Annotated in this window: 15 protein-coding genes; 1 reads left to right on the forward strand and 14 read right to left on the reverse strand. The window is 45.1% G+C overall.

Annotated elements, in window-relative coordinates; genetic code table 11:
- Position 1 precedes the first annotated feature (1 nt).
- The 12 genes from yhbY to AB4114_RS21720 form a co-directional block, all read right to left on the reverse strand.
- Complete coding sequence (yhbY, locus tag AB4114_RS21665) at positions 2-295, reverse strand: ribosome assembly RNA-binding protein YhbY (protein WP_441990320.1); 294 nt, start codon at positions 293-295, stop codon at positions 2-4.
- Positions 296-315: 20 nt separating this feature from the next.
- Positions 316-1,179, reverse strand: coding sequence for a shikimate dehydrogenase (aroE, locus tag AB4114_RS21670; protein WP_441990321.1), 864 nt, complete (start codon positions 1,177-1,179; stop codon positions 316-318).
- A 17-nt stretch (positions 1,180-1,196) separates the two neighbouring features.
- Positions 1,197-2,312 (reverse strand): ribosome biogenesis GTPase YqeH, encoded by a 1,116-nt coding sequence (yqeH, locus tag AB4114_RS21675; protein WP_441990322.1) that lies wholly within the window; start codon positions 2,310-2,312, stop codon positions 1,197-1,199.
- 9 nt (positions 2,313-2,321) lie between these two features.
- A complete protein-coding gene (locus AB4114_RS21680) occupies positions 2,322-2,816 on the reverse strand; it encodes a YqeG family HAD IIIA-type phosphatase (RefSeq protein ID WP_441990323.1) in 495 nt (164 codons plus the stop codon).
- A 91-nt stretch (positions 2,817-2,907) separates the two neighbouring features.
- Entirely contained in the window at positions 2,908-3,684 is a 777-nt protein-coding gene (locus AB4114_RS21685) for an alpha/beta hydrolase (RefSeq protein WP_441990324.1), read from the reverse strand.
- Positions 3,685-3,744: 60 nt separating this feature from the next.
- The gene (locus AB4114_RS21690) at positions 3,745-5,976 is read right to left on the reverse strand and encodes a DUF4129 domain-containing transglutaminase family protein (RefSeq protein ID WP_441990325.1); all 2,232 of its coding nucleotides are present in this window, start codon (positions 5,974-5,976) and stop codon (positions 3,745-3,747) included.
- Complete coding sequence (locus tag AB4114_RS21695) at positions 5,969-7,255, reverse strand: DUF58 domain-containing protein (RefSeq protein ID WP_441990326.1); 1,287 nt, start codon at positions 7,253-7,255, stop codon at positions 5,969-5,971. The genes AB4114_RS21690 and AB4114_RS21695 overlap by 8 nt, the downstream gene beginning before the upstream one ends.
- Before the next feature lie 4 nt (positions 7,256-7,259).
- A complete protein-coding gene (locus AB4114_RS21700; RefSeq protein WP_441990327.1) occupies positions 7,260-8,219 on the reverse strand; it encodes an AAA family ATPase in 960 nt (319 codons plus the stop codon).
- A 351-nt stretch (positions 8,220-8,570) separates the two neighbouring features.
- Positions 8,571-8,921 (reverse strand): stage V sporulation protein AE, encoded by a 351-nt coding sequence (gene spoVAE, locus AB4114_RS21705; RefSeq protein WP_171635174.1) that lies wholly within the window; start codon positions 8,919-8,921, stop codon positions 8,571-8,573.
- The gene (gene spoVAD / locus AB4114_RS21710) at positions 8,918-9,937 is read right to left on the reverse strand and encodes a stage V sporulation protein AD (protein WP_441990328.1); all 1,020 of its coding nucleotides are present in this window, start codon (positions 9,935-9,937) and stop codon (positions 8,918-8,920) included. The genes spoVAE and spoVAD overlap by 4 nt, the downstream gene beginning before the upstream one ends.
- A 4-nt stretch (positions 9,938-9,941) precedes the next feature.
- Positions 9,942-10,412: a stage V sporulation protein AC gene (spoVAC, locus tag AB4114_RS21715; RefSeq protein ID WP_171635171.1), complete on the reverse strand. Its 471-nt coding sequence runs from the start codon at positions 10,410-10,412 to the stop codon at positions 9,942-9,944.
- Positions 10,413-10,436: 24 nt separating this feature from the next.
- Positions 10,437-11,297 carry a DUF421 domain-containing protein gene (locus AB4114_RS21720; protein ID WP_441990329.1) on the reverse strand — a complete coding sequence of 287 codons (861 nt, stop codon included), beginning with the start codon at positions 11,295-11,297 and terminating at the stop codon, positions 10,437-10,439.
- Between the two features lie 192 nt (positions 11,298-11,489).
- Between AB4114_RS21720 and AB4114_RS21725 the strand changes: the two genes are divergently transcribed.
- Positions 11,490-11,696 (forward strand): DUF1657 domain-containing protein, encoded by a 207-nt coding sequence (locus tag AB4114_RS21725; protein WP_171635169.1) that lies wholly within the window; start codon positions 11,490-11,492, stop codon positions 11,694-11,696.
- A gap of 165 nt (positions 11,697-11,861) precedes the next feature.
- Here AB4114_RS21725 and AB4114_RS21730 read toward each other — a convergent pair whose 3' ends face one another.
- Together AB4114_RS21730 and AB4114_RS21735 are read right to left on the reverse strand one after the other, a co-directional pair.
- Positions 11,862-12,002 (reverse strand): hypothetical protein, encoded by a 141-nt coding sequence (locus AB4114_RS21730; RefSeq protein WP_056609849.1) that lies wholly within the window; start codon positions 12,000-12,002, stop codon positions 11,862-11,864.
- A gap of 30 nt (positions 12,003-12,032) precedes the next feature.
- Entirely contained in the window at positions 12,033-12,791 is a 759-nt protein-coding gene (locus tag AB4114_RS21735) for a C1 family peptidase (RefSeq protein ID WP_441990330.1), read from the reverse strand.
- Between the last annotated feature and the right edge of the window lie 47 nt (positions 12,792-12,838).

Consider the following 12,838-nt stretch of genomic DNA (forward strand, 5'->3'; position numbering starts at 1 on the left):
ATTAGCGCGGCAGTTCAATCTTCTTATTGTCACGCGATTCTTTGTACAACACAACGATTTTACCAATAACCTGAACCAGCTCCGCGCCTGATTTCTCGGACAACTCCGCTCCGACTTCTTGGCGATCTTCACCGCTATTGTTGAGCACGGTGATTTTGATCAATTCACGCACCTCAATAGCTTCTTGAATGTGACGAATTAAATGCTCATTTACGCCACCTTTACCTACTTGAAAAATTGGATCTACATGGTGCGCCAAAGAGCGCAAATGTCTTTTCTGTTTGCCTGTTAACATGGATGTCCCTCTATTCATTCTTATTCAGTTAATGACTGTTCTACCACCTGTCTCATCGCCGCAACCGGCGCAGGGGTTCCCGTCCAATACTCGAAGGCATATGCGCCTTGATAAATAAACATGCCAAGCCCGCCATGAATGCGCGCGCCAATTGCTTCCGCTTCACGAAGAAATCTCGTGATCCGCGGGTTATAAATAAGATCACTAACGAGATGATGCGGTCGGAGCATGTGAAGCGGTAAAGGGAGCTCATCAACATTAGGATGCATACCCGCGGAAGTCGTATTCAGGACGAATTCAACATTGTCCACAACGTTCTCCAGCTCGTCCATCCCTAAACCAACGGTTTCGGTGAAAGCGCCAATTGTGGCTGCCAATTCGATTGCACGCTCCTTGGTACGATTCGCGATATAAATGCAGCTCGCACCTTCTTTCGCAAGTGCATAAGCTACACCTCTCGCCGCGCCGCCTGCCCCAAGAACTAGAACTCGTTTACCTTTGAGCTCGATGCCCGTCTCTTCTTTCAAAGAACGAACATATCCGATCCCATCCGTATTAAAGCCTTTGAGCTTCCCATTCTCATTCACAATGGTATTCACTGCGCCAACGATCAAAGCTCCTTCATCGATCTCATCGAGGTAATTCATGACATCAACTTTATGAGGAATCGTCACATTCACTCCGCGATACCCCAGTGCCCTAATTCCCCGAACTGCTTCCCCAAGCGCTTCTGGCTTAACATGAAACGCTGCATATACCCCATTGATGCCCGCTTCCTGAAAAGCACGATTCAACATTATCGGTGAACGAGAATGCCTGATCGGATCCCCGAAAACCCCGTACAAAACTGTATGACTATCGATCGGCGTCACTGGTTTCTCCATGATCTCCCTATGTCCCCCTAAATCAACGACTCCCGTGTAATGACTTTGATACCTTTCGGTGCATGTACAGCAAGCCCAGCACCTGCTAAACTATTCACTTTAATCCAGCCTAATCCAGAGATCAGCACATCCATCTGTTTCCCCTTCGGAATGTGCAACGGATGTTTGACCAGCTTCGGAAGCTCTTCAAGATCAGCCTGTGCCGGAGGCGTCAGCATGACACCCTWGTGTTCTTCATATAACTGATCCGCTTTCTCTAACTTCGTACGATGAATCTGAATGGCATTCGACGTATATATCGTGAAGGATTGATGCTCACCTTGGATAAAATCAAAACGAACTAACGCACCAAAAAATAACGTTTGTCCCTCATTAAGTTGAAATACCATTGGTTTCAACGGTTTGTCCGGCATGAGTGGCGTTAAATCACGCTTCTTCACTACCTCCGTAAGACGATGCTTGTAGACAATCCCAGGCGTATCAATAATGAATTTCCCATCATCGAGTGGGATTTTGACTAGATCAAGCGTAGTTCCCGGATATTGTGACGTCGTCAATTCAGCTTCGAGATCACTGTAATCACTGATCAGGCGATTAATGAGCGTCGATTTCCCTACGTTCGTAGCACCAACCACGTACACGTCCATGTTGCCACGATATTCTTGTACAGCCGAAATAACACGATCGAAACCGATGTTTTTCTTCGCGCTGCAAAGCACGATATCAACAACCTTGAGGTTCTCTTCCTTGACTCTGCGCTGCACCCAGTTGATGATCTTGTTGGCATTCGTCACTTTCGGAAGTAAATCAATTTTGTTAACCACGAGTAAAACGGGATTATTACCAATGAATCGGGCAAGTGAACTAATCATACTGCCTTCAAAATCAAAAATATCCACGATTTTCACGACTAACGCCTTCGTTTGTCCAACATGTCCTAATAATTTCAGGAAGTCATCTTGTTGAAGGGTAATACTCGAAGACTCATTATAATGCTTAATCCGATAACAGCGCTGGCAAATCAAAGGATCCTTTTGCAAGGCAGCCTCTGGTATAAAGCCCAGCTTACTTTTGTCTTCTGTTTGCAGCCCTATGCCGCAACCCGCACAATGTTGTATTGTTTCTGTACTCATGAAACCTCCCTATTTCTTCATCCTTGCTAGAGCCCATTTCTCAATTTGGCGGTTCACTTTCGTGAAGAAGCCTTCATCTTTTCTTGAGATGGGTTGAACGAGGATCGTGTATAACCCCATTCGATTGCCGCCCAGCACATCTGTCAGCATTTGATCCCCGATAACAGTCGTCTGTCGCGCATTCGTTCCAAGCAACTTCATCGCTTTATGGAAGGAAGCATTCGTCGGTTTTTTGGCACGGTGAATAAACGGAATGCCCAATGGCTTAGCAAAGGTCGACACCCGGTTATGATGGTTGTTCGACACAATGACTACTTTGAAGCCGATCTGCTGCAAATGATTCAGCCATTCTATTAACTCAGGTGTCGCATGTGGATCCGCTGCACCGACAAGTGTATTATCAAGATCCGTTATAATTCCGCGAATACCGAATCCCCACAGGTGATTGGCATCAATATCATAAATTGTATGAACAGACTGTCTGGGTACAAGCTTTTTCAGCAAACAAATTCCCTCCAACTGCTTCCTTGACATATACGTGAAACTATATCATAGTGCCTCGTTTGTTGCAAAAAGAAAAGAACATATTTTCTCCCTAATCTCTTGTTGGCAACGGCAACCACTCTAAAACGTGTTGAATTTTACGATCCCAATATCCCCATTCATGCGTGGCGGACTCTTCTTCATAGGTAATTTCCAGCCCTTGTGCAAGGCAATAATCCCGGAATCGAATGTTATCTTCATACAGAAAATCCTCAGTACCACAACATTGATAGAGCCTAGGTTGCTCTTGTTTACTAGCAACAAGCTGATTAGCGAGATAGAATAAATCATTTGGGCTATTTTTAACCGTCGTCACATCGCCGTAAATCATTTGAAAGTCATTCGGAAACGCAGTAGCACGCTCAACAATATCTACGGCACCGGATAAGCTCGCTCCCGCTGCATAACGATTTGGATGCGAAAGTGCCAACTTCATTGCGCCATATCCACCCATAGACAGTCCTGCCACGTAATTCAACTCTCGTTCTTCAGCTAAAGGAAAGAAAGACCTTGCTAACACAGGTAATTCTTCACTAACGAACTCCCAATACTTCGGTCCTGACGCCATATCAGCATAAAAGCTGCGGTTTACAGCTGGCATAACCACCGCAATACCATGCTGAGATGCATAGCGCTCAATGGACGTTCTACGCATCCATATGGTGTGGTCATCGGACAATCCATGCAACAAAAATAAAGTAGGGTGCTTCCCACCAAAAGCATGCGAAGCTAGTCCAATCTGACTTTTGGCAATTTGAGGTAATATGACATGCATGGAAGCTGCAACACCTAGGGATTCTGAATGAAAATGACAATCGATAAACGCCATTTGAATAAATCTCCTCTCATAGGAAGCCACCCTCCTTGTGGGGAGAGTGGCTTCGGTTCATCATTTTATTTGTTCTTTTACACGGATAATTAATTGGTTTGCTTGTTGATATTCGACTTCAGACACAGCTAATTGACTATATTTGGCACGTTCGAACAGTTCAATTAATGCGTCCAGCTCTTTCTTCATCCACTTGCTCTGCGTCGACCACCTGGTCGTTGCTTCGCGCACCGTTTCATACTCGTATCGCGTGTACCCTTTACGACGACAAGCACGGAGCATTCGTTCAAATTCAACGATAATTTTCTGATTAAAATTCACGACTTGCAGCTGTTTCCTGCGTGCACGCCAATTATGCCACGTCTCGCTTCTTACGAAGAAGAATGCAGCAACAGTAAGAAGTGCTGCGACAACTACACCACTTAATGTCAGCCATAGCCAAGTGAAACTTGCGGCTTCTGTCGTTTCTTCAGGCAATGTACTCGTTTCTGTGTCTGTGGTTAAATCTTCTACAACTGGCGCTGCTTCAGGGAACACATTAGGCAACACAAAGCCGGAGGTTGGCTCGAAAGAGATCCATCCAAAGCCTTCAAAATAAATTTCTACCCAAGAGTGAGCATCTGAGTTACGTACCGTATACGTGCCAGCGCCATTTAGATCAAGCGTTGTTCCTAACTGGCTCAAGAAACCCTGCTCTCGAATGTCGTCAGCAATCGATGAAGTGCCAGAGGAATATCCTTTCACCCAACGAGTAGGTAAGCCAAGTGATCGTGTGAGGACAGCCATTGCCGTCGAGTAGTAGTCACAATATCCTTGCTTCACTTCGAATAAGAACCGATCCACGAAATCCTTGCTCTTCCCTTTCGTTTCATCCGGTGTATTCGTATAAGGATAATGTTCGGATAAATACTTCTCAACCAGCTTTGCTTTATCATATGGATTAGTCGCTGATTTCGTAATATCAAGCGCTAACTGCTTCACTCGCTCGGGTAAATCTACAGGAACTTGCAAGTATTCTGCCCACTCTGGTTTGTTGGTAAAATCTTGCTGCGATTGCCGTAGTAGATCTTCCTCTAGAATCGGCTCTTGGACAACGATCGAATAGTCTTTCGGATAATTAGACCGTCCCGTGAATCGAAGTTCCGATTGTCGCGGTGTCCAAATGATGCGTTGGAACGGATTCTCACCTTGATTGATATCCACGATTTTCTGAATGGCATAGCCCCCGAATATGACCGGGAAAGTCTCATCTCGATCCATCAAAACACTTTGCGTAACTTCTTGCGTTTTCAATTGGGATACATCAAAACGTGGATCAAGCGGTAACGGATTCAAATTCACCCGATACGCAGGCAATCTCTTCTCCGTTGGTCCAAGCTCCCATCCTTTACCATTATACATCGATCGGGTTTCCCCACGGAAGTAAGTTCGTTTGGTAGATTCAACGGTCATCACCGGTGTGTAGTCAAATCGAAATCCACCACCAAGTCGACTATCATCTCGGCTATAGCCAGATGAGGCATCTGCGGTCGATGCGGCAATGCTAACCCCTTTGCCAAGCAACGGCACCGTTTCCCCACGACTCACTTTCCAAGCGGTATAAGGGTCTGTCAGTATGGGATTTACTGTCGGAGCGAAAACACCTGCTAACGTAATCACACCAATTAAGATAAGAATAGGAACGGTAAATGAAGACGGATAATCGGAAATCGTTTCCCATACGTCTGGCGCTTTCTTCTTCAATTGGGAGAAATGTCTCACAATTAAGAGCATAAATCCACAAAGCATAATCATCGCCACTTGCGGCCAAAGAAAAATCATACTGAAAGAATCACGAACGGCAAAAAACAAAATGCTAACAAAAATAAGGACGACAATACGGAACCTGGATTGAACGGACCACATTGCGAATAAATATATGATCCATGCTCCCAAACTAAACCAAATATACGGTTCTAGCTGCCCTGCGTTAAGTCCAATGAAGCGAAGCGCCTCTTTCCATGTTGTAATATGTACGGCTACCCAATGGTAACCCATGCCCAAACCATGGAACCAGATGATAAGAACGAATTGGAGAAAACCTCGTGGGCCGTCTTTTATTTTGGGAATACAGTAGGTCGCTGTAGTAAGTACTAAGGTCCAGGTAACGAATGAAACCGTCTCTGGAAGCCACAAACCATCTTCTTTCATAATCCAAATCAGAAATTGGTAAAGGAATATCCCCACGAATATCGCAGATACGCGCAATGCCCAATCCTTGAGAAGAATTCTGCTCCACCATGTGTTAGGCATACCGTTTCGCCCCTCCCAAGAGGTTAGGCAAGTCCGTTAATTGACTTACTTCATACCCCATATAGCCTTGTGAGCGTATGGCCTTAATATAGTCCTCATGTGCAGAGATATGTTCCACACCTTGTGGGCTGAAAGCTTGTTCTGCTTGGGTGTGAACCCAAATATGACATGGCTTCATTTGAAGAAGTGCCATTTGCTGAAACATCTGCAGCATTGCGCTCCCCTTTTGCGGAGAAATGAGCACAATTAAACTGCCTGCAGGCCAATCCTGTGAGCGTTCCTTCAAAATCTGGCTGAGCGTCTGGTACCCATCCGCATCAACACCAACGAGATGTTTAACAATTTCCTTGTAATGATGCTGACTGTGCTTCGGTTCAAAATAAGTAAATTCCTTGCCGATCGACAGTAAACCAAGCGACATTTCGCGTCCTGTTCCGTATCGGAACAGGGAAGCTGCAACAGACACTGCTAGTTCAAACTCAGCCGCATCTCGGTAAGCGCGAGCAGTTCGGTCCAGTAACACGATGGTTTTCGGCAATGATTCTCGCTCGAACTCCTTCGACTTCCAAGTTCCTGTCTTCGCTGTCGCATTCCAATGTATACGTGAAAGCCGATCACCATAAATGTATTCACGAACACCATTGATTTGAGTCGTTTCCCGGTGTGCACTCGTCGCCGTTGAGTGATGCTGCATACCTTTGAGCATTTGATGAAATTGCGCCCATTCGCGGATCGTAACGGTTTGGGGATACACAGTTATCGGTTGTTGCAAATCTAATCGACCTTTATGCTGAAAAAAGCCGAAAATATCCTCGGTTAAGCATTCGGTTTCTCCAAAACGATAGTACCCTCTCCGAAGTGGAGGCGTGCTATACGTGAACTCACCCCGACGTTTCCAGTCTGGAACGATAGATCCTTCGAAAACAGATTCGTCCCCATTCTGACGAATAAGCTGATCTTTAATCATTACGTAGGGAACTGGCCAGTAACCTGGTACTTGGACGCCAAGTTGGATTTGTAAAGATTGTCCTGCTTCCAGCTTAGCTTCTACGGTTGCATTGGTAATCTTTCGAGTCCCCTGCACACGTCTGATGCCACTCCAATTCCCTGAAAGCAAATAAATAGCTAAAAAAGTCATCGTAATGAATAACATTGAAGCCAGCTTGCCACCCTGAAATAGCATGAATAACAAGCTAGCTGCCAAGCAAGTTACAAGTAGCCAAAAAGGTGCCGGAAGCCGGGTGAATTCCCCGAATCGTTTGAATACCGGTCGTTTCATAGGCTCACTTCTCCAATCTAACCGGAACCCGTACTTGCTCAAAAATCGTCGCGAGTACAGAGGCAATGCTGACACCATCCATACGTGCTTCCATTTGAAGGATCATACGGTGACCCAGTACAAAAGGAGCTAAATATTTAATATCATCTGGGATGACATAATCGCGACCATGTAAGAAGGCATAGGCTTTGGAGGCTAATACCAACGAGAGCGTAGCCCTTGGGCTCGCACCGAGGAATACCGCGTGATGTTCCCGCGTTTTTCTCGAGATGGTAACTAAGTAATCAGCCACTGCTTCATCCAAATGCACCTGGCGAACCTGCTCTTGAATTTCAAGAACTTGTTTCGTATCCACAATCGCATGCAGCGCTTCCATCGGATGTACCTTGCTTTGGGAAGCTATCATCATTTTCTCGGCAGCTTCACTCGGGTAGCCTAAGCTCAACTTGATCATAAATCGATCTAATTGTGCCTCTGGCAATGTATACGTTCCCTCAAAATCAATTGGATTCTGAGTTGCTAGCATAAGGAACGGGGATGGGAGTTCATGCAAATCACCATCAACCGTAATATGTTGTTCTTCCATCGCTTCCAAAAGAGCTGATTGTGTTTTGGTTGTCGCACGGTTAATCTCATCAACAAGTAAAATATTGGTCATAATCGGCCCCGGTCGGAAAAGAAACTCCTCTTTTTTGGGGTGATATATAGATACGCCAGTAATATCCGTTGGCAATAAGTCCGGGTTACATTGAATACGGCGAAATTGACCATTAATAGATTTCGCCAGCGCTTTAATAAGTACAGTTTTACCTGTCCCTGGAACATCCTCAAGCAGAACATGACCACCTGCCAACATCGCAGTAAGCAACAATTCAATTTCGGCACTTTTGCCAAGAATACATGATTCTAAATTTGCTTTTAGCCTAGCTAGTAMTTCTACATGATGCTGGGTGGCAGTTTCCATGTGTTGATCCTCCTTAGAGTTTTGCTTGCAAATCTTGCTTCGAAAGCATTACTGAGTTTTTGTCGAAGCTTGTATGCGTAAACATCGCTTTATTGTACGAACCTGCTTCATCTTCTGTTTTGCTCAGAAAACAAACAAAATGTACGTAAATCTAGTTTACAGGAAAGTTTTTCTTCCGTATACTTGTAAATCCTCTAAAGTTATTTGTTAAAATTAACCACATAAATGAGCCATGGTTGAATTCCCAAAACAATTCCAAAAGCCCTCCACCGCGGCTCCATATATAAATGTAAAAAAGACGCCTCTCGGCGTCTTCCATCACTTCATGTTTAGCTTCCGTATCTACCTGCTTCAACCCTTCGGTTTCACAAACAAGGCAGCTAAAAAGGAGAAGATGATCGCGGCGGATATCCCCGCACTAGTCACCTTGAAAATACCTGTAATAATGCCTATATAGCCATCCTTATGCAACTCCTCCAGAGCACCATGAACAAGCGCGTTCCCGAAGCTCGTGATCGGCACCGTTGCACCGGCGCCAGCAAAGGCAATCAACGGTTCATATAAATTGCAGCCATCGGCAATGGCACCGAGCACAACCAACGTGCTCATGGTGTGGGCTGGTGTTAATTTGCCAACGTCCATCAATAGTTGTCCCAGAACACAGATGGCCCCTCCAACAACAAATGCCCAAAAAAAGCTCATACGTATAAACCTCCAGACTCTATGGAAACAGCATGTGCGATACAGGGAATACTTTCACCTTGCTGGAATGAAATCGGTGAAAGCAAGGCTCCTGTTGCGACAACGAGGATTCGTTTCAATTCTCCTTTTGCCATGCGCTTTAATAAGTGCCCATAGGTAACCGTAGCAGAGCAACCGCAACCACTCCCACCTGCTTGAACGGTTTGTGTTTCTCGATCAAAGATCATTAATCCACAATCACTATAGGTCGTCTGTTCGATTGGGAAATGATGCTTGTGAAAGAGCTCACGCGCAATGCTAATCCCCACCGATGCAAGGTCCCCCGTCACGATAAGATCGTAATAGGAGGGGTCGCGATTCAATTCGCGGCAATGTGTTTGGATCGTATCTACAGCGGCAGGTGCCATGGCAGCGCCCATATTAAACGGATCCGTGATCCCCATATCCACGACTCGTCCGATCGTAGCCGCGGTGACGACAGGGCCGTCACCAGTCTTCCCAAGCACGGCCACCCCAGCACCAGTGACGGTGTACTGCGCCGTCGGCGGCTTCTGAGATCCATATTCCGTTGGATAACGGAATTGCTTCTCCGCCGTGCAGTTATGGCTGCACGTGCCAGCCAGGACATAGTTGGCTGCGCCAGAGTCTACTAATTGGGCGGCTAGCGCCAGCCCTTCCATCGATGTGGAGCAAGCACCGAATATCCCTAGATAAGGGATATTTAGTGTCCGCGCAGCGAACGTGTTGGAGATGATCTGATTCATCAGATCTCCCCCAATATAGAACTGGATTTGGCCGCCGGTCAGGCCGGCTTTCTTCATTGCAAGCTGAGCAGCCTCCTCCAGCAACGCTTTCTCAGCTTTTTCCCACGTTTTTTGACCAACAGTCAAATCACCGTGGACGATATCAAAATCTTCATTGAGCGGTCCCTTTCCTTCATCAGGACCTACAACTGTGCCTGTTGAAAGAATGACAGGCCGATTCTCGAAAAGCCAACTTTGGTGTCCCTTAAGCATCTCGTCAGCCCCCCGTGAAGATCAGATGTGCAATGCCTACAAAAAAGGCCGCTACAGTTCCGAAAACAATAACTGAACCAGCTAATTTAAACATATTACCGCCAACACCGAGCACAAGTCCTTCAGCACGATGCTCAATGGCTGCGGAACAAAGTGAGTTCGCAAAACCAGTGACKGGGACAGAGCTGCCGCCACCTGCCCACTGTGCGATTTTGTCGTAAATACCAAAGCTTGTTAAAATAACCGAGATAATAATCATGACAGCAACGGTCGGATTGCCGGCAGTCTTCTCTGTAAAACCAAAATAATTAATGAACATATGCATAAAGCATTCACCAATCAAGCAGATTGTCCCACCCACCAGAAAGGCTCTGCCGCAATTTTTTAGTACAGGTCTTTTGGGTTCTTGCTGCTTAGCTAATTTCTGATACTCTTGTTGTGTCATCGTTAAGTTTTTCTTCTTGTTGTTAGGCATGACTTACTCCTATTCCCTCAAAACCTAAGCTCTGAGAATCGTATGTACCTGCTGGATAATTTGAGTTAACTGCATGGAACATGTTTCATACATCATCTTAGCCTCAGAATTCTGCGTCGTTAACGAGTACAACTCCAGATCTGCTTCACATTTCTTCAAGCACGCAAGTACGGCAGGGCGTTCGGTAGTTGCCGGCACGACTATCTTGTCATCAAAAAGGTCAACCGATAATTCACCATGTGTATCGACTTGTCCAAGAAATACATTTTCTTTCGCCACACCCATTTTTTCAAGCTCTGATTGCAGCCAGCCTCTACTTTTCCCAGCCGCAGCTAATGGTTCATTTTGAATAACTCCGTCCATCATAACGGCTTGAGTTGGTTTCTCTATGGGCAGCTTTAGCCCTATATGCTTTGGGGTTAGCGGTTGGTGCTCACTCTTCAAAAGAATACTCAAATCACCACTGGATTCCAACATCGCGAATTCCACATCCGCCACCCGAAATACACCTTTTGTACGCAACTGTTCGAGTAATTCATCACCTGTATAGCGTTCCTTCTTTAAATTATCTTCTAGAATCTTGCCATCCTTAATAAGAACTCTGCCATTGCCTTCGAACCATACTCGAAGGGTCTTGCTTTTTARCGTCAATATTTCCAGCACTAATGGCACAAGCACCCATATTAGAATCGCAATAACACCATGAAAATAATTTGCTTCGACGTCAGTCGAAATGTTCCCAGCCAGATCCCCAAGTGTTATGCCAATCACGTATTCAAAGAAAGTCAGCTGTGAAATTTGTTTTTTACCTAGAATCCGTGTCAATACAAACAGAAACATCAAGGTACTTAATGCTCGAATCGCAATAAGTAGCCATTCCGGCACATCATTCCTCCCCTTTCTTCAACCTTCAATACCTACATTATGTGTCATTTGCCCCCTAACTATTATTGCTCTAAATTGGATTTATTTGTTAACATGAGTTGCTAATAATACGGGCATATTAACAACCGCAAACCTGAGCAGATGGCATACAGCTGTTCTATTGCAAGATCACAAAAGAGGAGTGTTTACGATATGACAGTAGCATCAGACGTTAAAACCACCTTAGCATCTTTAAAAAGTGCCCAAGCCAGTCTTGAAACCTTCGCCCTAAGCACACAAAATCAAGAGGCCAAGCAATTATATGAGACTGCGGCCCAGTCGACCCAGCAAATCGTTGATCAAGTTGCCAATCGCGTCCAACAGTTAGAAAATGAAGAGCCGCAATATAAAGGCTTTTAATCGCCAAACAGCCGTTGCGAAGAAAACGCAGCGGCTGTTTATTCTTTTTTAAAAAAACAAACTAAAAAATAGGATTAGCAATACAAATAAAATGAGAATGAGCAGTTTCAGTCGGTCCTTTGGCATGAGTGCCGTCCCTCGTTTCATTGAAATTCCTTCCGATACTCATTGCGGCGGCTGTCCTGAGGCTTTCCTCACTTCATTCGCTAATCGATTAAATTCCTTCTGTGCTTCCGGATCTGAGGTCGCGAAATAGGCTGCTGATAAGAAAGCAATAATCTTGTTCGCATCTTCCACACTCATCATCAAAATAGGCCTCCTCTAAATAAGACAAATTTATTTACCAGTCCAATAATCAAAGGTCAGTGATTTATTTCTGAAAAAAGTATAAGGAATGTAGCAATACCCTGCGTCTCCCCATGCGGTTCCCCATGAGTTTCGTGCAATAATGACACCCTTCCCTTTTTCCTTACCATCCTTATAGCCAACCGCAAGCAATGCATGACCGCCAAGAAGACTTTCCTTTTTCCGATTGGGATACGGGATTTTCCCTGTTTTGGAAGCTGTCTTATTCTCAAATGAGGCATATATCCAAATTCCAAATACAACAGGTGAGCCATCCGCGAGCGCAGCCTTCATCCCTGCTAAATCATGAATGCGATGATAGCCTTCAATACGATAATACCTAGCAAGAGACTCCGCTTGATAATTCGGTGTTTCTTTAAAATTTGCAGTCTGATATGGCCATACTTCCTCTGGACATACGCCTGTTTTGTGCAACACTTTCATTCCGTCACGGATCGTCGCCCCTGCATCGCGATTTACCGTATTTTCTAACTCGCGTTCATGCCAGTAATGATACAGACGAGATAGCCTTGTTGTGTTCTGTTCTTCGGTTAGCAGCCAATACTCTCGCAATCCACTTACAATGGCATTAGAGGTACATGAGCCTAAAGAACCTTGGTTAACAATCGGAGAGAGTTTGCTGCGTAAATCGATTTGACCCGGCAATTGAGATTCCCGAATATAATTAACACTTCTGTATGTGAAATCACGAAAATCGCGAGGGTCCTGCTTGACTGTATATTTCCGCATACCTGTACCTCCTAAGAAGCCTAATCGCTGAGTACTCCAGTGTATTC

The organism is Paenibacillus sp. 2RAB27 (assembly GCF_052115445.1).
Classification (GTDB): domain Bacteria; phylum Bacillota; class Bacilli; order Paenibacillales; family NBRC-103111; genus Paenibacillus_E.

What these genes read in the sequence shown, in the direction of transcription:
- AB4114_RS21685 (WP_441990324.1), bottom strand. Translation starts at nt 3,684, where the DNA reads ATGGCGTTTATCGATTGTCATTTTCATTCAGAATCCCTAGGTGTTGCA.
- AB4114_RS21690 (WP_441990325.1), bottom strand. Translation starts at nt 5,976, where the DNA reads ATGCCTAACACATGGTGGAGCAGAATTCTTCTCAAGGATTGGGCATTG.
- spoVAE (WP_171635174.1), bottom strand. Translation starts at nt 8,921, where the DNA reads ATGAGCTTTTTTTGGGCATTTGTTGTTGGAGGGGCCATCTGTGTTCTG.
- AB4114_RS21695 (WP_441990326.1), bottom strand. Translation starts at nt 7,255, where the DNA reads ATGAAACGACCGGTATTCAAACGATTCGGGGAATTCACCCGGCTTCCG.
- spoVAD (WP_441990328.1), bottom strand. Translation starts at nt 9,937, where the DNA reads ATGCTTAAGGGACACCAAAGTTGGCTTTTCGAGAATCGGCCTGTCATT.
- yhbY (WP_441990320.1), bottom strand. Translation starts at nt 295, where the DNA reads ATGTTAACAGGCAAACAGAAAAGACATTTGCGCTCTTTGGCGCACCAT.
- AB4114_RS21735 (WP_441990330.1), bottom strand. Translation starts at nt 12,791, where the DNA reads ATGCGGAAATATACAGTCAAGCAGGACCCTCGCGATTTTCGTGATTTC.
- AB4114_RS21725 (WP_171635169.1), top strand. Translation starts at nt 11,490, where the DNA reads ATGACAGTAGCATCAGACGTTAAAACCACCTTAGCATCTTTAAAAAGT.
- aroE (WP_441990321.1), bottom strand. Translation starts at nt 1,179, where the DNA reads ATGGAGAAACCAGTGACGCCGATCGATAGTCATACAGTTTTGTACGGG.
- AB4114_RS21730 (WP_056609849.1), bottom strand. Translation starts at nt 12,002, where the DNA reads ATGATGAGTGTGGAAGATGCGAACAAGATTATTGCTTTCTTATCAGCA.